Annotated in this window: 18 protein-coding genes; 8 read left to right on the forward strand and 10 right to left on the reverse strand. The window is 71.3% G+C overall.

All coding sequences use genetic code 11. The features are described 5' to 3' along the window. Positions 1-14 precede the first annotated feature (14 nt). The gene (locus WC326_00295; GenBank protein ID MFA7329489.1) at positions 15-623 is read left to right on the forward strand and encodes a response regulator transcription factor; all 609 of its coding nucleotides are present in this window, start codon (positions 15-17) and stop codon (positions 621-623) included. 16 nt (positions 624-639) lie between these two features. Here the strand turns inward: WC326_00295 and WC326_00300 are convergent, their stop codons facing one another. The 4 genes from WC326_00300 to WC326_00315 form a co-directional block, all read right to left on the reverse strand. After that, positions 640-1,701, reverse strand: coding sequence for a hypothetical protein (locus WC326_00300; protein MFA7329490.1), 1,062 nt, complete (start codon positions 1,699-1,701; stop codon positions 640-642). Positions 1,702-1,703: 2 nt separating this feature from the next. Then, complete coding sequence (locus tag WC326_00305) at positions 1,704-2,195, reverse strand: hypothetical protein (protein MFA7329491.1); 492 nt, start codon at positions 2,193-2,195, stop codon at positions 1,704-1,706. 151 nt (positions 2,196-2,346) lie between these two features. Beyond that, positions 2,347-3,714 (reverse strand): sigma-54 dependent transcriptional regulator, encoded by a 1,368-nt coding sequence (locus tag WC326_00310; protein MFA7329492.1) that lies wholly within the window; start codon positions 3,712-3,714, stop codon positions 2,347-2,349. Further along, positions 3,711-5,402, reverse strand: a complete 1,692-nt coding sequence (locus WC326_00315) for a HAMP domain-containing sensor histidine kinase (protein ID MFA7329493.1) — start codon at positions 5,400-5,402, stop codon at positions 3,711-3,713. The genes WC326_00310 and WC326_00315 overlap by 4 nt, the downstream gene beginning before the upstream one ends. 327 nt (positions 5,403-5,729) lie before the next feature. Here WC326_00315 and WC326_00320 point away from each other — a divergent pair, with 327 nt between their 5' ends. The 4 genes from WC326_00320 to WC326_00335 all read left to right on the forward strand — a co-directional run bounded on the left by WC326_00320 (position 5,730) and on the right by WC326_00335 (position 13,137). Beyond that, entirely contained in the window at positions 5,730-6,341 is a 612-nt protein-coding gene (locus WC326_00320) for a hypothetical protein (protein ID MFA7329494.1), read from the forward strand. Between the two features lie 204 nt (positions 6,342-6,545). Further along, entirely contained in the window at positions 6,546-7,898 is a 1,353-nt protein-coding gene (locus WC326_00325; protein ID MFA7329495.1) for a sodium:alanine symporter family protein, read from the forward strand. A 107-nt stretch (positions 7,899-8,005) separates the two neighbouring features. After that, positions 8,006-10,774: a fibronectin type III domain-containing protein gene (locus WC326_00330; GenBank protein MFA7329496.1), complete on the forward strand. Its 2,769-nt coding sequence runs from the start codon at positions 8,006-8,008 to the stop codon at positions 10,772-10,774. A 134-nt stretch (positions 10,775-10,908) separates the two neighbouring features. After that, positions 10,909-13,137, forward strand: a complete 2,229-nt coding sequence (locus WC326_00335) for an NADP-dependent isocitrate dehydrogenase (GenBank protein ID MFA7329497.1) — start codon at positions 10,909-10,911, stop codon at positions 13,135-13,137. 176 nt (positions 13,138-13,313) lie between these two features. Here WC326_00335 and WC326_00340 read toward each other — a convergent pair whose 3' ends face one another. The 5 genes from WC326_00340 to WC326_00360 form a co-directional block, all read right to left on the reverse strand. Beyond that, a complete protein-coding gene (locus tag WC326_00340; GenBank protein MFA7329498.1) occupies positions 13,314-13,730 on the reverse strand; it encodes a hypothetical protein in 417 nt (138 codons plus the stop codon). Positions 13,731-13,801: 71 nt separating this feature from the next. Then, entirely contained in the window at positions 13,802-14,260 is a 459-nt protein-coding gene (locus tag WC326_00345; GenBank protein MFA7329499.1) for a hypothetical protein, read from the reverse strand. 97 nt (positions 14,261-14,357) lie between these two features. Next, on the reverse strand, positions 14,358-16,286 hold the full coding sequence (gene recQ / locus WC326_00350; GenBank protein MFA7329500.1) for a DNA helicase RecQ: 1,929 nt from the start codon (positions 16,284-16,286) through the stop codon (positions 14,358-14,360). A gap of 8 nt (positions 16,287-16,294) precedes the next feature. Continuing rightward, a complete protein-coding gene (locus WC326_00355) occupies positions 16,295-17,881 on the reverse strand; it encodes a DEAD/DEAH box helicase (GenBank protein ID MFA7329501.1) in 1,587 nt (528 codons plus the stop codon). Positions 17,882-18,094: 213 nt separating this feature from the next. After that, a complete protein-coding gene (locus WC326_00360) occupies positions 18,095-18,490 on the reverse strand; it encodes a nitrous oxide-stimulated promoter family protein (GenBank protein ID MFA7329502.1) in 396 nt (131 codons plus the stop codon). A 143-nt stretch (positions 18,491-18,633) separates the two neighbouring features. On the opposite strand from WC326_00360, the gene WC326_00365 reads away from it, so the two are divergent. From WC326_00365 to WC326_00375, 3 genes are all read left to right on the forward strand, one after another. Next, on the forward strand, positions 18,634-19,167 hold the full coding sequence (locus tag WC326_00365; protein MFA7329503.1) for a hypothetical protein: 534 nt from the start codon (positions 18,634-18,636) through the stop codon (positions 19,165-19,167). A 16-nt stretch (positions 19,168-19,183) separates the two neighbouring features. Continuing rightward, positions 19,184-19,864 (forward strand): Crp/Fnr family transcriptional regulator, encoded by a 681-nt coding sequence (locus WC326_00370; protein MFA7329504.1) that lies wholly within the window; start codon positions 19,184-19,186, stop codon positions 19,862-19,864. Positions 19,865-19,977: 113 nt separating this feature from the next. Beyond that, positions 19,978-22,170 (forward strand): hypothetical protein, encoded by a 2,193-nt coding sequence (locus WC326_00375; protein ID MFA7329505.1) that lies wholly within the window; start codon positions 19,978-19,980, stop codon positions 22,168-22,170. Positions 22,171-22,263: 93 nt separating this feature from the next. Here WC326_00375 and mscL read toward each other — a convergent pair whose 3' ends face one another. Then, positions 22,264-22,710 (reverse strand): large-conductance mechanosensitive channel protein MscL, encoded by a 447-nt coding sequence (gene mscL, locus WC326_00380; protein MFA7329506.1) that lies wholly within the window; start codon positions 22,708-22,710, stop codon positions 22,264-22,266. Positions 22,711-22,848 lie beyond the last annotated feature (138 nt).

The following is a 22,848-nucleotide window of genomic DNA, read 5'->3' on the forward strand; positions in this document are numbered from 1 at the left end:
GCGGGGACCCCAGCGTGCGCATCCTGATCGCCGAAGACGATCTCACCTCGCGGGTCATGCTGGCGGCCGTGCTGCGATCCCAGGGCCACGAGGTGCTGGAGACCGCCGACGGAGCGGCCGCCTGGGACGAGCTGCAGAAGCCGGACGCCCCCGCGCTGGCCGTGCTGGACTGGATGATGCCGCGGATGGACGGGCTGGAAGTGGTGCGGCGCGTCCGGCAGCGGAGCGCCACGCGGCCCTTCTACCTCATCATGCTGACCACCCGGGCGGACACGCCCGACATCATCGCCGGGCTGGACGCCGGGGCCGACGACTATCTGGTCAAGCCCTTCGATCCGGGCGAACTGCGCGCCCGGCTGGAGGTGGGCCGGCGGATGATCGAGCTGCAGCTGGCCCTGACCGCCAAGCTCGCCGAGCTGGGCCAGGCCGTCGAGGAGATCAAGACCCTGAGCGGCATCCTGCCCATCTGCGCCGGCTGCAAGCGGATCCGCGATGATTCGGGCTACTGGCAGCAGGTGGAGATCTACGTCCGCGACCACTCCGAGGCCGAGTTCAGCCACGGGCTCTGCCCGACCTGCGTGGAGCGGCTCTATCCCGACCTGCCGGCCGCGGACCCCGAGTAGCCCGCCGCCCAGTTCCTCAGGGGGTGCGCAGGGTCAGTCCGGCCGCCAGACTGCGCGTGATGGCCCCATAATAGGTCAGACTGGAGTCCGTCCGGCGCCAGGTGCCCTCCAGCGAGGCCTGCAGCTGCCACCCTTTTGTTCCCACGGACCAGATCCGCGAGCAGGCCAGCGCCGTCTGCAGGCTCTCGTCGCGCCGCGCCGAGCGGCCCGGTTCCGCGGCGTAGTCCGCCGCCAGCCACCCCACGGTCAGGCTGGAGCGCCAGCGCCGGCCCAGCCGCTGCAGACCGGCTTCCACCTGCCAGCCGTCCCACAACAGCTCGCCCGGATCCAGCCCGCTCTCGGTCAGGCTCAGCAGGTCATCAGCGCCCGGCGCCAGCTGCCAGCGCCGGCTGGTCAGCAGGCGCAGGCCCGTGCGCTCGCCCAGCGGACGGGAGAGTCGCAGGCTGGTCCAGAGCCAGGGCGTGTCCACCGGCGGGTCCAGCTCCCGGTAGCGCCGCAGCTGCACGCCGCTCTCCAGGTCCAGGGCCAGGGGCAGATCCAGGGCCAGATTGGCGCCCAGCGCCAGCGAGAGGTCGCGGTAGTCGGCGTCCAGGCTGTCCGGGACGGAGGGGAAGCGGGTGGCCGAGGCCAGGAACTGGCCGCGCAGAAGCAGGCGGCCGCCCTGCCGTCGGCGTGCACCCAGGACCACGAAGAGGCGGTCGCGGTCGTAGAGATCGTAGTCGTCCTGGTAGTGCTGGCGGAACCAGCCCGCCTGGGCCCACAGGCTCTCGAAGAGCGGCCCGCCCGCGCCCAGGTTGAGTTGCAGGGTGTGGTTGGCCTCGCCCAGTTCGCCGTGGTCGCTGAGCCGCGTGAGACGCCCGCCCGCCTCCAGCCCCAGCAGCGGGCTCAGGGGCTGGTTCAGGCGCAGGGAGAGGGTCCCGCCCAGATCGGCCAGCGCCAGGCTGTCGCCCAGCAGGTTGTCCGTCCAGCTGGACTGCAGGCCGAGCTGGAGGGCCGGGACCGGCAGCCCGTGGGCCGCCAGGGGCGCCAGCAGGGCCAGCAGACGGAGCCCTTGGCGGAGCAGGCCCGGCGCTTTCATGCTCAGTGGCCGCCCGGGCCGTGACCGCCGCCGTTGCCGCCGCCGTTGCCACCGCCAGAGCCGTTGCGTCCGTTGGGGTCGTTAAGGAAGCGTCCGCCCTGGGGACAGGGCGCCAGCGGATCCTGCCAGCCCGCCCCGCCCTGGCCGGCGTGCTGCCACTGCCAGGCCGGGCCCCAGCCCTGACGGGCGCGGGAGTCGTACCAACCACGATAGAGCAGGCTGTCCCGGGCCAGGCTGTCCGGGCGGACCGCGCCAGCGCGCCAAGGTGTGCCCTGGCCGCCCGGCCCGCGCCGCGGCGTGCCCACCCGCAGGCGGGTCTGATCCGGATCCACGCAATCGGGGATGCCGTCGCGGTCCGTGTCCGGGGCCAGGTCGTTGAAGCCGTCCCCGTCCTGATCGACGAAGGCCGGTCCGCGCCGGCCCCCGGCGCCGAGGGAGACCAGCGCGACCAGGCAGAGGGTCAGCAGGCTGAGCAGGCGGCGGGGGAGTTTCATGGCGGGACTCCTGTTTGGCCGTTGCAGAGCAAGCTCCATGCCAGCCCGGCGGCGCGTTCACGGATTGACCGGCAAGCACATCCCGCCACAGTCGGGCCGCGCGTCGCCCCCAGGCCGACCGCGGGGTCGGCCACCCGACCTCTTCGTCGGGTCAGCCGCCCCAGCGCTTCAGGCGGTCGCGGATGTTCTTGTCGGACATCTGCAGCTGCCGGGCGGCCTCGGTCTTGTTGCCGCCGGCCTCTTCCAGGGCCTTGAGGACGAAGTGGCGCTCGAAGCGCTCCACGCGCTCGCCCAGCGGCAGGGCCGGGTCGTCTCCGGGAAAGCACTGGCCGGCGTCCGGCGTGACCAGGCCGCGCACGCGGTCGGGCAGGTCGCGCTCGCCGATCAGGCTGCCGCGGGCCAGCACCACGGCGCTCTCCACGGCGTTCTCCAGCTCGCGCACGTTGCCCGGCCAGTTGTGGCGCATCAGCCGGTCCAGGGCCGCGGGTTCCACCCCGCGCACGTCCTTGTCGTTCAGGCGGGCGGCGCGCTCCAGGAAGAGGTCGATCAGGGGCGGCAGGTCGGCCTTGCGCTCGCGCAGCGGCGGCAGGGTGATGCGCACCACGTTGAGCCGGTAGAAGAGGTCCTCGCGGAAGTGCCCGGCGCGGATCTCCGCGTCCAGATCGCGGTGGGTGGCGGCGATGACGCGCACGTCGGCCTTGAGCGGCGCGTTGCCCCCCACTCGTTCGTAGGTCCCCTCCTGCAGCACGCGCAGCAGCTTGACCTGTCCGTGCAGGGGCATGTCGCCGATCTCGTCGATGAACAGCGTGCCGCCGGCGGCGCGCTCGAAGCGGCCCGCGTGGGCGGCCACGGCCCCCGTGAAGGAGCCCTTCTCGTGGCCGAAGAGCTCGCTCTCCACCAGGGTGTCGGGGATGGCCGCGATGTTGACGGCCACGAAGGCCTGCTCGCGGCGCGGGCTGGCCTGGTGCAGGGCGCGGGCGATCACCTCCTTGCCCGTGCCGGATTCGCCCAGGATCAGCACCGAGGCCCGGGAGGGCGCCGCCCGGGCCACCAGGCTCAGCACCTCGCGCATCTCGGGGGACTGGGCCACCACGCCGGGCAGCAGGTCCTCCCCCAGCCGCGTGCGCAGCTCGCGCAGCTCCTCGCGCAGCTGGCGGACCTCCAGGGCGCGCTCCAGCAGCAGGAACAACGCGGGCAGTTCCACGGGCTTGGTGATGAAGGTGAAGGCGCCCGCCTGCATGGCGGCCACCGCGTCCTCCACGCTGCCGAAGGCCGTCATCACGATGACGGGAATCAGCGGATTGAGCTTGCGCGCGGCGCGCAGCAGCTCGAGCCCGTCCAGCTCGGGCATGCGCAGGTCGCTGAGCAGCAGGTCGACGGACTCGGCCTGCAGCAGCTCCAGGGCCTGGCGGCCGTTCTCCGCCTGCAGGACCCGGTGGCCGTTCATCTCCAGCGAGCCGGCCAGCATCTCGCGCTGGGGGCGGTCGTCGTCGGCCAGCAACAGGGTGAAGGGGCTCATGCGGGGATCTCCAGGAAAAACGTGAAGGTGGCGCCGCCGCCGGGCGTGTCCGAGACGTCCACGTGGCCGTCGTGCTGGGCCGCGCAGCGCTGGACCAGGGGCAGGCCAAGGCCCGTGCCGCTGGCCCGGGTGGTGTAGTACAGGTCGAAGATCTTGCGGCGCTGTTCCTCGGGCACGCCCGGCCCGTTGTCCGCCACGGAGAACCAGGCCCAGCCTTCGCGGGTGCCGCTGGCCAGGATCACGCGCCCGCCTGTCTCGGGCAGGGCCTGCAGGGCGTTGAGCAGCAGGTTGAGCACGGCCTGGCGGAAGGCGTCGGCGTCCAGCCGCAGCGGCGGCAGCTCGGCCAGCTCCGCCCGGAACTCCACGCCGCGGCTCTGGGCCAGGCTGGCGAAGGTCTCCACCACTTGCTGCAAGACGGCCGCGGAATCCTGCGGCTGCCGGTTGATGGCGGGCGGGCGGGCGAACTGCAGGAAGTCGCCGACGATCCGCTCGATGCGCTGGGCCTCCCGGCGGATGGACTGGACGATCTCTCCATAGAGCTGGGCGTGGCGGACGGGATCCAGCTGGAACTCCAGCCGCTGGGCGGCCATGGCGATGGTGTTGAGCGGGTTGCGGATCTCGTGGGCCACCCCGCCGGCCAGCGAGCCCATCGCCGCCAGCCGCTCGCGCAGGCTGCGCTCCGCCTCCAGCCGCCGCACCTCACCTTCGATGCGCCGCTTCTCGCCCGAGAGCAGGCGGACGGACTGCCGGGAGAGGATGAAGGCCAGCAGCACGCCGGCCAGGGCCAGCACCAGCAGCGTGCGCAGTCCGATGGCCCAGCGCGCGCGGGCCAGGATCTGGCGCAGCCCGGGATTGACGATTCCCAGCCGCAGCACCACGCCGGGCTGGCTGCCGAAGGGCGTGCGGGCCTCGAAGATCGCCCCCTCCGGGCTGTCCAGGGTCACGGTCTCGAAGGCCGTCACCTCAAGCGCCTGGTCATGCTCAGGGTCGCCGGGCCGCTCCACCCAGTCGGGCAGGCGGGGCGTGGCGGCGATGAGCTGCTCGCGCGAGTCCAGGGTGGCGTAGCGCACCTCGGGGTGGCTCGCCAGGTCCTCCAGCAGCGCGCTGATGCCCACCGTGCGCCGGATGGCCAGCAGCTGACGCGAGTCCACGGCCACGCGCAGCCGCTGCCCGCGGGGCAGGCGGCGCACCACGCCGAAGTAGCGCTGGCCGCTCAGCGAATCCGTGAACAGGCCGCCGGCGCGGGTCAGGGAGTCCGGCGCTCCCGCGCCCTGGAAGTCCTCATCCAGGCGGCCCGGACCCCGGTTGCCCGCGCGCCAGCGGCCCTCGGCATCGAAGAGGTCCAGCCGGTCCACTTCCGCCCGTCGGGCCAGCCCACTCCAGTCGATGCCGGCCGATCCGCCCGTCGTCAACTCCTCCAACAGATTGGAGACGGCGAAGAGCTGGTCGCTGAGGGCGTCCTTCACATACTGCTCGGCCAGCGCCGCCCGGGCCGTGGAGCGCTCCACGTGCCGCACCAGCACCTGGGCCTGGTCGGAGGCCAACCGCAGGGTCAGCCGCCGCACGCGCAGGTAGTCCAGCAGGCCCACTCCCAGCAGAATCACGGTCAGCAGACCGATCACCGCCGGCAGGGCCGTCCGGGAGCCGCGCAGGGGATTCAACCGGCGGATGAGCGGGAAAGGCGGCATGGGCGCGCGTCCTCGTGTCGGGGGTCCGCAGTCAGTGGGGCCGGCCCCAACATAACACACGGCCTGTCTGGGGACGGCCGGCCGCGCCGCCCATCCGGCCGACCCGGGGGTTGGATGGGGCGACCGGGAAGTCGGACCCGGGCCCGGCGCTTGGGTGCAGGCGGCAAACGGGCAGGGGCGGTGCGCTGGCCATGTGTCCGCCGCTCATGGAGTTTGGATTGTATCACGCCGGACAACGGCAATTGGCACGCGGCTTGCCAAAACCCTTTTCAACGACGACGTGACACGAGGTCGCGCCTTCACAACATCCAATTGGTGAGGGACATCATGAATCGGCAACTCCAGCTCCTGCTCGCCGCGCTCGTGCTCGGCACCCTGGCGACGGCGGTCTCGGCTCAGCCCAACGGCAACGGTGGATTCAACCAGCAGGGGTCGGGCTTCATCGACCTGAACGGCGACGGCTACAACGACAACGCGCCGGACGCGGACGGCGACGGGATTCCCAACGGCCTCGATCCCGACTACCTGCCGCCCCAGGACGGCGGCGGCAACGGTGGCGGCGGCTTCGTGGACGAGAACGGCGACGGCTACAACGACAACGCGCCGGACGCCGATGGCGACGGGATTCCCAACGGCCAGGATCCCGACTACCTGCCGCCCCAGGACGGCAGCGGCAACGGCAACGGCGGCTTCGTGGACGAGGACGGCGACGGCTTCAACGACAACGCGCCGGACGCCGATGGCGACGGGATTCCCAACGGCCAGGATCCCGACTACGTTCCGGCCCATGACGGCAGCGGCGGCAAGGGCTTCGGGCAGATGGGCGGCGGCGACTGCGACCTGACGGGCCCGCATGGCGGCGGCTTCCACGTCCTGCGGCCCGGCACCCGCGGAGCGGCGGCGAGCCAGCCGGTCCGCCAGGCTGGCGCGAACAACTAGCCTCGTCGACCTTCCCGATCTGTCTGCACCTCCACGCGCCCGGCTTCGGCCGGGCGCGTTTGCCTGTTCCCCGCACCCGCCCTTGGCCGGACGCCCGGCCTTCCTTTCCTTGTGCCAGCCGATCCGCGGCGAATCCCGCCCGGCCCCGGGGGCGGGAGCGGCCGCATTCCAGTCATCAATCAGCTCTTGCTCGAGGAGGCGCCCGTGGAGCGGATGGAAAGCCTGTTGTCACAGCTCGGCAATCTCGTCTGGGGTCCGCCGCTCCTGATTCTGCTCTTGGGCACGCACCTGCTGCTCACCGTCCGCCTGCGCTTCATCCAGCGCCACGTGTTCACGGGCATCCGCCTCAGCCTGCAGCGCCGGCACGACGGCGCGGGGGAGATCTCGCCCTTCGGCGCGCTGACCACGGCGCTGGCGGCCACCATCGGGACGGGCAACATCGTCGGCGTGGCCACGGCCGTGGTGGCGGGCGGGCCGGGCGCCGTGCTCTGGATGTGGCTCACCGGCGTGTTCGGCATCGCCACCAAGTACGCCGAGGCCCTGCTGGCCGTGAAGTACCGCGTGCGCGTCCCCGGCGGGGGCTTCGCCGGCGGGCCCATGTACGTGCTGGAGCGGGGACTCAAGTGGAAGTGGCTGGGTCTGGTCTTCGCCGCGCTCACCGCCGTCTCGGCCTTCGGCATCGGCAACATGGTCCAGGCGAACAGCATCGCCGGGTTGGCCCGGGAAAGCTTCGGCCTCTCCGCCCCGCTCACCGGCGTCGTGCTGGCCTTGCTCACCGGCGTGGTGATCCTGGGGGGCATCCGCAGCATCGCCCGAGCCTGCGAGTGGCTGGTGCCTTTCATGACCGTCTTCTACGTGCTGGGCTGCGCCTACCTGCTGGTGCTGCACCGCGCGAGCCTGCCGGAGACCGTGCAGCTCATCCTGGGCACGGCCTTCAGCGGGCAGGCGGCCCTGGGCGGCTTCGTGGGGGCGGGCATCCGCGAGGCCATCCGCTTCGGCGTGGCCCGCGGGCTGTTCTCCAACGAGTCCGGCCTGGGCAGCGCGCCCATCGTCGCCGCGGCGGCCCAGACCCGCAATCCCGTCCGCCAGGCCCTGGTCTCGTCCACGGGCACCTTTTGGGACACGGTGGTGGTCTGCGCCATGACCGGCCTGGTGGTGGTCAACTCGGGGCACTGGACCCAGGGCCTCGACGGCGCCAGCCTGACCCGCGCGGCCTTCGCGGACATCCCCGTGGTGGGGCCCTTCATCCTCACGCTGGGCCTGCTGACTTTTGTCTTCTCCACCATCCTGGGCTGGTCCTACTACGGCGAGAAGGCCGCCGAGTACCTGGGCGGGCCGCGCGTGGTCATGCCTTATCGCATCCTCTGGACCGGGGCCGTGTTCGCGGGTTCCGTGCTCTCGCTGCCTGTGGTGTGGAACCTGGCGGACATCACCAATGGCCTGATGGCCATTCCCAACCTGGTCTCGCTGGTGCTGCTGCAGGGCGTGATCGTCGCGGAGACCCGCACATACCTCTGGCAGGGCCGGCTGGAGCAGACGGACGGCGACTCCGCCTGAGACGGTGCGGTCGGAGAAAGGCCACCGCGTCGCTTGTCTCCCGGCAGCTGGAATGCCAAGCTCCCGCGCCGCCCGCCCCCGCGGCGCCAATTTGCACAGGCAGCATCGTGATGATGGAACTCCGCCGGGTCCTCAGCCCTATCCGCGGCCCACTGGTGGGCCTGCTCTTCCTGCTGGCCGGAGTTCGACCTCTCTCGGCTGAAATTCTGATGGAGACCGGCACCCTGCGCGGCTTCCTGGCCGGCGAGGCAACCGGCTGCGCCTACGATAACTGGATCAGCCACGTCAGCGAGAACGTGGCCCGGCCGGGCTACAACGCCTACGCGCCGCCCCAGCTGGATCCACAGTTGAACGGCTTCGGCGGCTTCCAGCTGGTGCCCGCGGACGCCGGCGGCGACAGCCTGCTGGCCCTGTTCGGCGAACTCACCGGGCTGCTGCTGGACGACCAGGGCGCGGCCGCGGCGCTGCGCCTGGAGGAGAGCCCGGGCTGCGGCTACCAGCTGGCCCAGCTCAGCGACAGCAGCCTGGGCCGCGACTTCTGGCTGCTCCGCGAAGCGCTGGATTCCACCCATGTGGATCCGGGCCTGTCCCCCGGTCCCCAGGACGACGTGGTGGGTGGCTTCGTCAAGGGCTGGGGCGTCTTCGTCTTCAACCCGGCGGCCACGCGGCCCGAACTCTGCGTGGAGATGCCCCATCCCTGCGACGATTTCCCCACGCCCTATCTGGGGCTGGAAGCCTTCTTGGCGCTGGACGCCGGCCTGCTGCTGATCCACGGCGCCGGGCGCGAGGTCGCCTACACGGGCAGCGCCGCGGCCTACACCAACAGCGCCTCGCTCTCGGATCCGTCGCGCAACTGCCGCCTGCCCTTTGCCGCCGCGCACACGGCCTTCCTGGCTTATCAGCGCGCGCTGGGCCGCCAGGAGCTGGTGCTGCAGCTGCACAGCTACGACGACCTGAGCCACCGCAACCTCACCAGTTGCGTGCTGACGGCGGGACCGTCCAACCGCATCCACCTGCCCGTGCTCTTCGATCCGGGCGGCGGCTCCAAGGGTCTGCTGGGCAACCTGGGGCAGCCGGTCTTCGCCGCCGACAGCCTGGGCTGGACCCACGGCGAGTGGCGCCTGCAGGACTATGTCTCCAGCAATTCGCTCTACCCCGTGCTGGTGGAGGGCGGTGCGCCGGACTCGCTCGTGCAGATCCCCGCCGCCGGCAGCCTGCCGGGCTACGGGGCCAACTGCCAGCTCACGGCCAGTTACGGGGCGGGCTACGCTGAGTGCGACAACCTGGAGCGCATCCTGCACCTGGAGGTGGACGAGCTGCCTGCGCCCGCCCACGGGCTGGGGGCGGCGGCCTACTATGGCTGCGGACCGGACACCGTGGTGGCCGCGTTGGGGAATTTCGCCGCGGCCTGGGCCTTCCAGCAGCCCTGGGTGCGGGCGCTGCGCCAAGCCCGGGACAGTCTGGCGGTCTTCGATGATTCCCTGCCGCCCACGGCGCCGGCGCAGCTGACGGCCCTGCAGCTGGGCCCCACGGGCGCGCGGCTGAGCTGGCAGCCCAGCCGCTCGGTGTTCTTCGACACCTATGAAGTCCACGTGGACACGGCGCTGGTGATCGGCCCCGGCGCCCGGGTGGTGACCCGTTCCAACAGCGCCGGCCTGTGCTGGCCGGGTCTGCGCGGCGTGGACCTGACGGGCCTGACGCCGGGGCTGGACTACAGCCTTGTCCTGCGGGCGCGCGACGCCCAGGGCCGCGTCTCGGGCTTTTCCAACAGCGTGCGCCTGCACGTGGTGGACCAGCTGGCGCCCGTGGTGGAGCTGGAGGAGCGCCGCCTGCTACGCCCGGGCGAGGCCACGCTCATCCGGGCGCGGGTGACGGACCACTCGCCCCTGGCCGCCGTCACGCTGCGCAGCAGCGCGGACAGCCTGGAGTGGACCGAGACGCCCATGACGGCCCTGGGAGACGGCTGGTACGAGGGTCTGCTGGCGCCGGGCGCCGCGGGGGAGAGCCGCTGGTACCAGGTGCGGGCCGAGGACCAGCCCGCCGACCGCTCCAGCACGCTGACTCCGCTGCTCACGGCCCTGGTGCGCGAACCCGTGGCGCGGCTGGATTTCGACGACGCGGAGCAGGCCGTCCACGCGGCCTTCGGGGGCGGGAGCGACCAGTGGCGCCGCGAGGCCTGCCTGGCTCGCGCCGGCCTGGGCTGGCGCTTCGGCGGCGCCGCTTGCACGGTCTACGCGCCGAGCGGCGCGGCCTGGCTGGAACTCGAGCCGCTGACCATCCCTGACGGCCTGCTCGCGCCCGTGCTGGCCTTTTGGAGCCGGCTGGAGGCGGAAGTCTCCAGCCAGGCGCCGGACTCGTGTTACGACGGCGGACTGGTCCAGTGGCGGACGGCGGACGGGCAGTGGCAGGACGCGACCCTCGTCCCCGCCGCCGCCCATTTCCTCAAGTCCACGCACCACGTCCCGCTGGTCTGGCCCCAGCGCCTGCTCAGCGGCACCCACGGCTGGCGCCAGCACCTGCTCCAGCTGCCGGAGGGGCTGGAGTCCCTGGAGCTGCGGTTGGGCTTCGTCTGCGACGCCAACACGCACAAACTGGGCTGGGCCGTGGACGAGCTCGAGCTCGGTGGCCTTCTGCCCGCGCTGCCGCCTGCCCCGCGGTTGGAACTGGTCCTGACGGGGGCCGGCCTGCGCCTGGACTGGCGGCCCGTGGCCGGCGCCGGGGCCTATCGTGTGGAGCAGGCCGCCCTGAGCGGGGACCCGCTCTGGACCCTGTTGGCCACCACCACGGACTGTGGCCTGGATGTGGCGCTGGCGAGCGCCACGGACGCGCGCCGCTTCCGGGTGACCGCCCTGGCGGGCGAGCCGGTCCGGCCCTGAGACGGCCTGCGCAGGCCCCGCCGGGTGGGGGCGGAGCGTCGCTCGCCTGATTAATTGCTACTCTGAAGCATCGACAAAGGGACCCGGCCGCAACCGGGTCCGGCGAGCCGCAACTCTTCTGGAAGGACCGTTCCATGTCCCAGGACAAGATCATCTATACCTACACCGACGAAGCTCCCATGCTGGCCACCTACTCGCTGCTCCCGGTGGTGAACGCCTTCACCCGAGCCGCCGACGTGGTGGTGGAGACCCGCGACATCTCCGTCGCCGGGCGGATCCTGGCCTCCTTCCCGGAGCGCCTGCGGCCGGAGCAGCGCCAGGCCGACGACCTGGCCGAGTTGGGCGCCCTGGCCCAGCGGCCGGAGGCCAACATCATCAAGCTGCCCAACGTGAGCGCGTCCATCCCCCAGCTCAAGGAGGCCATCCGCGAGCTGCAGTCCCAGGGCTTCGCCGTGCCCGACTATCCGGAGACCCCGGCCACGGCTGAGGAGCAGGAGGTCAAGGCCCGCTACGCCAAGGTGCTGGGCAGCGCCGTCAACCCCGTGCTGCGCGAGGGCAACAGCGACCGCCGGGTGGCCCGGGTGGTCAAGGAGTACGCCCAGAAGAACCCGCACAAGCTCAGCCCCTGGAGCGCCGACTCCCAGACCCACGTGGCCCACATGGAGAGCGGGGATTTCTACGGCAACGAGCAGTCGGTCGTGCTGCCCGCGGCGGACACGGTGCGCATCGAGCACGTGGCCGCGGACGGGCGGGTCACGGTGCTCAAGGAGAAGCTGCCCCTCCTGGAAGGCGAGGTGCTGGACGCCACGCTGATGAGCCGGCGCGCGCTCTGCGCCTTCTACGCGGCGCAGATCGAGGACGCCAAGCGCCAGGGCGTGCTGCTCTCGCTGCACCTCAAGGCCACGATGATGAAGATCTCCGATCCCATCATGTTCGGCTACTGCGTGGAGGAGTACTACAAGCCCGTCTTCGAGCAGCACGCGGTGGTCTTCGCCGACCTGGGCGTGGACGCGGGCTACGGCCTGGGCGACGTCTACGCCAAGCTGCAGAAGCTGCCCGAGGCCCAACGCGCGGCCATCGAGGCGGACATCCAGGCCGTCTACGCCACGCGCCCGCCGCTGGCCATGGTGGACTCGGACAAGGGCATCACCAACCTGCACGTGCCCAGCGACATCATCATCGACGCCTCCATGCCCCCGGTGATCCGCGACAGCGGCCGGATGTGGGGGCCCGACGGCCAGCTCCACGACACCAAGTGCCTGATTCCCGACCGCTGCTACGCCACCATCTACCAGGCGGTGATCGAGGACTGCAAGGCCCACGGCGCCTTCGACGTCAGCACCATGGGCAACGTCTGCAACGTGGGCCTGATGGCGCAGAAGGCCGAGGAGTACGGCAGCCACGACAAGACTTTCCGCATCGCCGCCCCGGGCCGCGTGCGGGTGGTGAACGCCGCCGGCGCCACGCTGCTCGAGCACGCCGTGGAGGCAGGGGACATCTGGCGCGCCTGCCAGGCCAAGGACGCGCCCATCCGCGACTGGGTGCGGCTGGCGGTCTCGCGCGCCCGCGCGACGGGTTCGCCGGCCATCTTCTGGCTGGACGAGCGGCGCGCCCACGACGCCAACCTGATCGCCAAGGTTCAGGCCTACCTGCCCCTGCACGACACCACGGGCCTGGACATCCGCATCCTGCCGCCCGTGGCGGCCATCCAATTCTCCATGGAGCGCGCCCGCGCCGGTCAGGACACCATCAGCGTCACGGGCAACGTGCTGCGCGACTACTTGACGGACCTGTTCCCGATCCTCGAGCTGGGCACCAGTGCCAAGATGCTCTCCATCGTCCCGCTGCTGGCGGGGGGCGGACTCTACGAGACCGGCGCCGGGGGCAGCGCGCCCAAGCACGTGCAGCAATTCGTCAAGGAGGGTCACCTGCGCTGGGACAGCCTGGGCGAGTTCCTGGCCCTGGCAGTCTCGCTGGAGGACATCGCGGGCAAGTCCGGCAATCCGCGGGCCCAGGTGCTGGCGGAGGCCCTGAACGAGGCCATCGGTCAGGTGCTGGAGAACCGCAAGTCGCCCTCGCGCCGGGTGAATGAGCTGGACAACCGCGGCAGCCACTTCTACCTGTGCCTCTACTGGGCGCGGGCGCTGGCCGCACAGTCCAAGGACGCCGCCCTGCAGGCGCGCTTCGCGCCCGTGGCCGCCCGGCTGACCGAGGAGGAAGCCGTCATCCTGGCGGAGCTGGCCGCGGCCCAGGGCGCGCCGGTGGACCTGGGCGGCTACTACCACCCGGACGCGGAGAAGACCACGCGCGCCATGCGCCCCAGCGCCAGCTGGAACGCCGTGGTGGACGCGCTACTGAAGTAGCGGGACGCGCTACTGAAGTAGCGGGACGCGCTGCTGTAGGCAGCGGGCGCGCTGCTGTCGCGCGGCACTGACGAAATGCAAAAGGCCGGGACTCGCAGGAGTCTCGGCCTTTTCATGGCTTGGTCAAGCTGGATCCAGCGGGACGGCGGCCCGCCACCCGTAGGCGCGGCGGCTTGTTACCACCCTTGGTCCAGCAGCGGGACTTCGGTGCAGCCCACGGAATCCTGTGGGGACGGCTCGCGCCGGAAGCGGCGTTCGTCGCCAGCGGGCTGGATGATGACCAGGGTCGAGTCGCCGGCTTCCACCCGATAGGCCCGGGTCGCCTCCGGCAGTGCGTCCAACCGGAGACTGTCGGCGTCCGCCTGCCAGCGCCCCGACGAGACGCTGCAGACGAAGTCATAGTAGTCGTCCTCCATATAGGTCCAGCTGCCATCGGTGGCCAGGTTCAGACTGTAGCCGTAGTCTTCCAGGGGCGCCAGATTGTACCACGTCCCCGACAAGGCCGGGGACCCGCCGGGTTCTGCGCCGAGTCCGCCGCCACCCACGCTGAGCAGCAGCAGGAGAACTGCGCCACCCGTCCATGCGATTCCCATGAGATTCTCCCGACTTGGGCCTGCAGCGGGCTGGGCCTGTGGCAGGTGTCGAACGAAGGGGGCTGGTGTTCCTACCAGCCCAGCAGAATCAACACATCGCGCGGGCAGCCCGTGGTGTCGATGGTGTCCGCCAGGCGCAGGTAGCTGCGCGTCTGGCCCTGCCGGGTGGTGAGATCCAGACTCGTGGCCGTACTGTCCAGGGCATAGGCCAGGCAGCGCTCCGGGTTGCCCATCTGGCGCAGACTGTCCGCGTCGGCCTGCCAGCGCAGCTCGACGTGCCGGCAGTAATCTCCAATGAAGTCGGATTCGAAGATCCACCAGCGGCCGTCGGGATCGAAGCGCAGGGAGCTGAGGGTTGCATCCGGATCGAGGAAGTCCCACGCCTCATCGTCCTCCAGGAGCAGGACGTCCTCGCTGACCCAGGATCCCAGCAGACCGTCCGACGGACCCATGCTCCGCGCGCCGCGTCCGCCCGCGCCCAGGGCCAGCAGCGCCAGGCCCGCTGTTGCCATCCACAACCTGCCGCGCATCTAACCTCCGGGAGTTGGTTGTAACACAGGGTTTGCCTCCAGGCGCAACGTAGACAATTCTTCGATGGGTTAACGGCCACTTCCCCAGCGCTTTGGTTCAGGCGCCGGCGGAGCGGATCTCCTCCAGGAAGGCCGCGCCGTAGCGCTCGAGCTTGGCCCGGCCCACGCCGCTCACCTGGAGCAGTTCCTCGGCGCTGGCGGGACGGCGGCCGGCCAGCGCGGCCAGCACGCGGTCGTGGAAGATCACGTAGGGCGGCACGCCCTGTTCCTCGGCCAGCCGGCGGCGCAGGGCGCGCAGGCGCTGGAACAGGTCCAGGGCGGCTGGATCGGGTTCGCCGTCGCTCTCCAGGCGACTCTCGCCCCGGGGGAGCAGGGTGGCCGGGCGGCTGGCGGGCAGCGCGCGCGCCCGAGGCGGCGCGGCGGCCAGCTCGGCGCGCAGGGCTTCCAGACCCCGGGCGGAGCGCACCCGCCCCCTGGTCGCGGGTGCGGGAGCGTCCTGGCGCAGCTGCAGGCGCTGTTCGCCGCTCAGCACGGGCCGGGCCGCGGCCGTCAGGCGCAGGCCGCCGAAGCCCTCGGGGTCCAGGTCCAGCAGACGCCGCGCCAGCAGCTGGCGGAACACGGCCCGCCAACCGGCGGGCTCCAGCTCCGGGCCCACGCCGTACACGCTCAGCGTCTCGTGTCCCAGGCTGCGTGTGCGTTCGGTGGAGGTTCCGCGCAGCACGTCCACCAGGTGCTGGACGCCGAAGCGCTGGCCCGTGCGCGCCACGCAGGAGAGCGCCTTCTGTGCCGCCACCGTGGCGTCCCAGCTGGCGGGCGGGTCCAGGCAGTTGTCGCAATTGCCGCAGGGCTCGGGCAGGGTCTCGCCGAAGTGGGCCAGCAGGGCCTGGCGCCGGCAGCCCGTGTCCTCGCAGTAGCCCAGCATGGTGTCCAGTTGCTGGCGATTGCGCCGGCGCTGGGCCTCGTCGCCCTCGCCCTGCTCGATCAAGCCGCGCAGCAGCACCACGTCCTGCAGGCCGTAGAGCAACCAGGCGTCCGCCGGCAGGCCGTCGCGGCCGGCCCGGCCGGTCTCCTGGTAGTAGCCCTCGATGGATTTGGGCAGGTCCAGGTGGGCCACGAAGCGCACGTCGGGCTTGTCGATCCCCATCCCGAAGGCGATGGTGGCGCAGACCACCAGCCCGTCCTCGCGCAGGAAGCGCTCCTGGTGGCGGCGCCGCACGGCGGCGTCCAGGCCGGCGTGGTAGGGCAGGGCGGGGATTCCCTTGCCGGACAGGGCCGCGGCCGTCTGCTCGGTCCGCTTGCGGGAGAGGCAGTAGACGATCCCCGCCTCGCCGGCGTGTTCGCGGCGCAGGAAGTCCAGCAGTTGCTGCGGGGCCTGGCCCTTGGGCGCCACGCGATAACGGATGTTGGGCCGGTCGAAGCCGCTGATGAAGACCCGCCCCCCCTGCAGGCGCAGGTTGGCCAGGATCTCGGCGCGCGTGCGCTCGTCCGCCGTGGCCGTGCAGGCCAGCCGCGGCACGCGCGGGAAGCGTTCGGCCAACAAGGAGAGCTGCAGATATTCCGGGCGGAAGTCGTGGCCCCACTGGGAGACGCAGTGCGCCTCGTCGATGGCGAACAGCGCGATGCCGCCCCCGCGGGCCGCCTGCTCCAGCAGGGCCAGCGTACGCTCCTGCAGCAGGCGCTCGGGCGCTACGTAGAGCAGGTCCAGCCCGCCGTCCAGCAGGCGCCGCTCCACCGCGTGCGCCTCGGCGGCAGACAGGCTGGAATTGAGGAAGGCGGCGCGCAGCCCCAGCTGGTGCAGGGCGCTCACCTGGTCCTGCATCAGGGCGATGAGGGGCGAGACCACCACGCCCGTGCCGGCGCGCAGCAGGGCGGGAATCTGGTAGCAGAGGGATTTGCCGCCGCCCGTGGGCATGATGGCCAGGGCGTCGCCGCCCGCCACCAGCTGCGCGATGATCTCCGCCTGCCGGGCGCGGAACTCCGGGTAGCCGTAGACGCTGCGCAGGATCTCCAGGGCGGTGCGGGACACGGGCCGGCCTAGCTCTGGCCCTGTCCGCCACCCGTGGAGCGGCGCCGCCGGCGCTTGGGCCGGGTGCGCGCGGCCTCGCCCTGGGGTGGAGCGCCGCTCGGGCGGGCGCTGCCGCGGGCCGGCGCGGAGGCCGCTGCGGCGGAGCGGCCGGCGGGCTTGGCGGGTGGCCGGGATCCGGATTGCGTGGCCGCGGGCTTGGGCGTCGTCCGCGCCGCGGACCGGTTGGGCGTGGCCCCCAACGGGTGGGAGGTGCCCAGCACCGTGACTTTCATGCCCGGCTTGCGCGACGTGCCGGCCGCTGCGCGCGCGGACTGCTCCTCGAGCTTCTGCCGGGCGCGCTCCTCAGTGGCCAGCGCCAACTGCTGACGCCGGTACTCCTTCTCCTTGGAGCGTTCCCGGGCCGCGGCCTTCTCGGCGCGGATCTTGGCGATGCGCTCGGCCAGCGGCACCTCGAGCTTCTCGCCCTGGCTGGCCTTGTAGTCGAAGTCCGGCAGCACCACGCGGGGCAGACGCTTGCCCACTGCGCCTTCAATGCGCCGCAGGTCGCCCTCCTCCTCCGGCGAGACGAAGGTGAAGGCGTCGCCCGTGGCCTCGGCGCGCGCCGTGCGGCCCACCCGGTGGATGTAGTCCTCGGGCACCACGGGCACATCGAAGTTCACCACGTGGCCCAGTTCGCTGATGTCGATGCCGCGGGCCACGATGTCCGTCGCCACCAGGATCCGGGTCTGGCCGGCCTTGAAGGCGGCCAGGGTGGCGGTGCGCTGGGCCTGGGAGCGGTTGCCGTGGATGCGGTCGGCCACGACGCCGTTCTTTTCAAGGAAGTTGGCCAGCCGGTCGGCCCGGTGCTTGGTGCGCGTGAAGACCAGGGCGTCGCGCAGCTCGCCGCGTCGCAGCAGTTCCAGGAAGAGCAGGCCTTTCAGGTCCTGGGGCACGGGGTAGATGGCCTGGGTGATGCCCACCGCCGGCGCGGCCTGGCGCTGCAGGTTGATCAGCGCCGGGCTCTTGAGCATCTCGCGGCTGAGCAGGCCGATGGGGCCGGGCATGGTGGCCGAGAAGAACAGGGTCTGGCGCCGAGTGGGGAGGTGGGTCAGCACGCGCCGGATGTCCGGGAGGAAGCCCATGTCCAGCATGCGGTCCGCTTCGTCCAGCACCAGGAACTCCAGTCCGGCCAGCCGGGCGTAGGGCGAGCGGAAGTGGTCCAGCAGGCGGCCGGGCGTGGCCACCAGCAGGTCCACGCCGGTGCGGAAGGCGTGCTCCTGTGGTCCCATTCCCACGCCGCCGAACACGGCGGCCCCGCTGAGCGGCGTGTGCACGGCCAGGGTGTTGAAGTCCTCGAGGATCTGGGCGGCCAACTCGCGTGTGGGCGTCAGCACCAGGGCCCGCGTGGTGCGCCGGGGCTTGTCGATGAGCTGGTGCATGATGGGCAGCAGGAAGGCGGCCGTCTTGCCGCTGCCGGTCATGGCGCAGGCCAGCAGGTCCTGGCCGGCCAGGGCGGGCGGGATGGCCTCCGTCTGGATGGGCGTGGGGCGGATGAAGCCGGCCTCCTTGATGGCTTTGAGCAGGGAGGCGTGGAGGTGCAGGGATGTGAAGGACATGGTTCGTTCCTTGGTTGTCTGATCCTCCGTGACCGGCCCGGCGGAGGTGGATTCGGCGGCGTACATCCTCTGTCCGACCGGGTTGGCCCCAGTCCGACAGGCGGTCAGGCACATCCGATTGGAACCGCCCGGCGCGTAGAGGGCCGCGGGGCGGAGGGTGGGCTTCCGGCCTCAAGGTGACGAAGTTCGGGCAGACGCGCGTCGCCGCCCGGTTCAGGTGGGTTCGGCGCGCTCCGGGCCTGTGGTTCGGGCGGCCCGGCGCCGCAGGGACTCGCGCTGCCGGTCCTGCCGTCCGTCCCAGAGGTGCAGGAGCGCCAGCCAAGGGTGGCGCCAGAGCATGCGCGGCCCGGCGTAGCGCATCACGCGGCGGATCCGCTCGCGCATCTCCGGCTTGTAGCAGTGGACCGGACAATTGACGCAGGTGGGTTTGTCCGGGCAGAAGGGGCAGGCCTCCACCCGGGCCCGGGCATAATCCCAGAGCGGCGCGCATTCCGCACAGAGCTCGCGGGCGCCGTGCCGGTGGCGGCAGTGGAGCCGCAACATGGCGTGCACGGTCTTCAGCTCCCGGTGAATGCGCCGGGTGTCGGAGTGGGCGGGCCGCGTGGGCATCGGGCGTCGGGTCCTTGCGCTTAGGTCGGCCTAAGATGTCGATTTCCAGCCGGGTCGCCAGCGCTGGAAAGCCATTGTGCCTGTCTGGCGCCATCCCTACGTTTTTGTAGGCCTTCCCCCGTTCATCCCAGCTTGAGGTACCCATGAATCCGTGCAAGCGCCCCCTCGTCGGCTTGTGGCTGTGTCTGTGGTTGTGCGTCGCCGGCCTGCCCGGCCGGGCGCAGGAGAGCCCGTCGCTGCTGGTGCCCGTCTACGATCGATTCGAGGATCTGGGCAGCCTGATGACCCCCACCTTCATCGTTGAGCTGAGCGGCGACCACGCGGACGCCCGGGGCGAGCTGCGCTTCAGCGTGTTCCATCAGGGCCGGCAGCTGCGGCCGCAGGCCCTCAAGCGCGTGCTGTTCACCTTAAGTGCGGACAAGCCGATGTTCACACGGAGCATGCGGGCGGAACTGGTGGCCCTGGTGGACGGGGAGCGCATCTTCTTCGACGAGGTGGAGCTGTCGGGCATCGAAGTGCCCAGCCAGCCCGTCACGCGGCTCGACGTCTGGCTGCCCGTTGAATCGTTCCGCCGGCTGGCTCACGCCCGGAGCGTGGAGTGCCGGGTCGGTCGCTTCGATTTCAGCTGTCCGCCGGAGCTGCTGGAGCAGCTGCGGCACCTGGCGCTCCGGCTGTGAACTCGGGAGCGGCGGCATGAACCCGCGGCCGGTGGACGACTGCGCCGGGTGTGCCTCGTGCGGGCTCTTCGCCGCCCTCGGGCCGGCGGAGCGAATCCGGCTGGAGCAGTTCCACCTCGTGCGGGAGTGCCGGCGCGGACAGGTGCTGTTCTATCAGGGCGAGGAGCTGCCCCACCTGATCGGAATCCAGCAGGGTTTCGTCAAGCTGCTCAAGACGGACTCCCTGGGCCGAGAGATCGTGATCCGCTTCCTGGGGCCCGGCGACGTGGCGGGCTTCCGGCCTCTGCTGGCCGGCGAACCCAGCGCGGCGGCGGCGGAGTGCGTCACGCCCGCGCGACTCTGTCTCGTGCCGCGGGCCCTCTTCCTGGAATTCGCCACGGACTGCCGGCCCTTCGCCCGCCTGCTGCTGGGCAAGCTGGCCCGCGAGCTGCGGGAGTCCGAGGAACGCTGGCTCTCCCAAACGCGGGAGAGCGCCGAGCAGCGCGTGATCCGCTTCCTGGCCCAGTTGGCCCACCGCCACGTGGAGGCCGGGGGAGTCCGGGTGGAGATCCCCAAACTGGAGATCGCGCGCGCGGCGGACGTCACGCCTTCCACCCTCTCGCGCATCCTGGGCCGCCTGTCCCGCCGCGGCCTGCTGACCGTCGAGTCCCGCGCCCTGACCCTGCTCCCCGCCCTGTCCCGGCCATCCCTCCCCTGAGCTTGCTCCAGGACAAGTTCCACCTTGCCCGTCCGGCTTGCGCCCGGCCGCCGCTCGCCGTATCCTGTTGAAGCCTTGACAGCGCTTCGACCACTCCCTTGCCCGAGGTCCCCATGGATACTCGACGTCTGTTCGTCGCCCTCGCCCTGGCCCTGCTGTCCGCGGCTGCCATGGCGACCCCCGTACCCAGCACCCTGGCCGATTTCCAGCTGCCGGGCTCCCAGCCCGGGCAGTCGGGCACGTTGGAGAACCCTAGCCAGTGCGACAACTGCCACTCCGGCTACGGCGAGACCGCCGTGGAGCCCGTCCACTCCTGGAAGGGCAGCATGATGGCCCAGGCCATGCGCGATCCCTTCTTCCTGGCCTGCCTGGCCGTGGCCAACCAGGACGCGCCCGAGAGCGGCGACCTCTGCCTGCGCTGTCACACGCCCAAGGGCTGGCTGGAGGGCCGCAGCACGCCCACGGACGGCAGCGCCCTGACCGCCGCCGACCGCGAAGGCGTGCAGTGCGCGTTCTGCCACCGCCTGGTGACGCCCACGCCGCTGGGCGTGAACCCCTGGCCCGGCAATGCGAACTACCTGAGCGGGACCTACCCGCGCGATCAAACCTATCTGGCCACCCTGGCCCAGATCCCGCCCGCCTCGGCCAACGGCATGTTCGTGGCCGACTCGGACAACGGCCGGCGCGGACCCTTCTTCGACTCCGTGGCCCGGCACGCGGACTTCTATTCGCCCCTGCACTCGGACTCGCGCCTCTGCGGCACCTGCCACGACGTGAGCAACCCGGTCTTCAGCCTGGATCCGGCCAGCGGCCGCTACCTGCCCAATGCCTTCGACCAGGCCCCGCCCGACGCCGATCCGCGCCGCCAGTTCCCCATCGAGCGCACCTACAGCGAGTGGTCGGTCAGCGCCTACAACACGGCGGAAGGCGTGTTCGCCCCGCAGTTCGGCGGCAACCTGAGCATCGTGCGCAGCTGCCAGGACTGCCACATGCGCGACGTCACCGGACACGGCTGCAGCATGAACGACGCCCCCCTGCGCACCAACCTGCCGCTCCACGATCTGACCGGCGGCAACACGGTGGTGCCCGTCTGGGTGGCCCAGCAGTTTCCCGGCGAGGTGGACGTCGGCGCGCTGAACGACGGCATCCTGCGGGCGCGCTACCTGCTGCAGCACGCCGCCAGTCTTGCGCTCAGCGTGGAGACGGACGGGGATCGTCCGCTGGCCCGGGTGCGGGTGACCAACGAGACCGGCCACAAGCTGCCCTCGGGCTACCCGGAAGGCCGGCGCATCTGGCTGAATCTGAAGGCCTACGACGCCGCCGACCAGCTGCTCTACGAGTCCGGCGCCTACGATCCGCTCACGGCCCTGCTGGAGCACGATCCGGCGCTCAAGCTCTACCAGGTCAAGCCGGGGATCTCGCCCCTGCTGGCCGGGGTGGTGCAGCAGCCGCCGGGACCCAGTTTCCACTTCGTGCAGAACGACAGCATCTACTTCGACAACCGCATTCCGCCGCGGGGCTTCCGCAACGCGGACTTCGCCGCCATCCAGTCGCCGCCGGTGGGGGTCGCCTACGCGGACGGCCAGCACTGGGACGACACGGAGTACGAGTTGCCGCTGGCGACCACGCGAGTGGAGGCGGCCCTGTACTACCAGACCACCAGCCGCGAGTACATCGACTTCCTCCGGGACGCCAACGTCACCAACGACGCCGGACAGACGGCCTGGAACCTCTGGAACGCCAACGGCCGCTCCACGCCGGAGTGGATGGCCGGCGGCAGCGCCAGCGTCACCCTGCCCGCCCCCGGCGTGGCCCAGGATCCCGTTCCGCCCGCGGGCAGTCTGGATCAGCTCCTGCGGCCGTGGCTGGATTGGCAGGCCGGCGCGCGGACGGCGCTGCATCAGATCTACCTGGGCACGGAAGAGCCGCTGCCGCTGGTGGCCAGCCAGCCGGGCACGGGGTGGCAGCCGGACGAGGACCTGCTGCCCGGGCAGTCCTACTTGTGGCGCGTGGATGAGTTCGGCCCCGGCGGCCTGACCCCGGGCCCGCTCTGGAGCTTCACCACCTCCGGCCCGCTGGAGTCACCCATGCCGGTCCTGATCGAATGGGTGGAAGGCGGAGTCCGCTTGAGCTGGCCGGTGGTGCCCGGGGCGCTCAGCTACCGGATCTATCGTGTGGAGCAGACAGGGACCGAACCCGGTGCCACCCACCTGGTGGCACACGTGACCGACACCTTCTGGGTGGATCCGGAAGCCGTCGGGTCGCTGGAGCGGGCCCTGTACTTCGTGACGGCCAGTCGTCCGTAGCCGACAGGGAGGGTGGCAAGAGCGGTCGGATGAAAGGCCGGCGCGGGCTCCCGAAGGGGAGCCCGCTCTCTGTCCAGCCGGCGCGTCCCGCGGCTACAGGGTGGACGTGCACTGCGGGCAGCGCGTGGCCTTGAGGGGCACGGCGCTGCAGCAATGCGGGCATTCCTTGGTGCTGGGGGCGGTGGGGGCCGGCGCCTCCTCGCGCTGCAGGCGGTTGACGCTCTTGATGAGCAGGAACACGGCGAAGGCCACGATGAGGAAGCTGATCACCGCGTTGAGGAACACGCCCAGGTTGACGGTGACCGCCCCGGCGGTCTGCGCGGCGGCCAGCGAGGCGTAGGGCGCCGGCACGCTGCCGTCCTTCAGCGTCAGGAAAATGTTGGAGAAGTCGACTCCGCCCAGCACCAGGCCGATGGGCGGCATGATCACGTCGTCCACCAGGCTTTTTACGATAGTGCCGAAGGCGCCGCCGATGATGATACCCACGGCCATGTCCACCACGTTGCCGCGCATGGCGAACTGACGAAATTCCTTGAACATCTGATCCTCCTGGTCGCTTGCTGGTGTGTGACGGGGACAATGTGCGGATTTTTCACGGGCGGGAGAATGCCGGATCCCGGGTGTCGGCCTGGTGATGATTCGTCAGAACAGGATTCGGGCCTGCACAAGAAACCGGCC

The organism is Candidatus Delongbacteria bacterium, from assembly GCA_041675285.1.
GTDB lineage: Bacteria > CAIWAD01 > CAIWAD01 > CAIWAD01 > CAIWAD01 > CAIWAD01.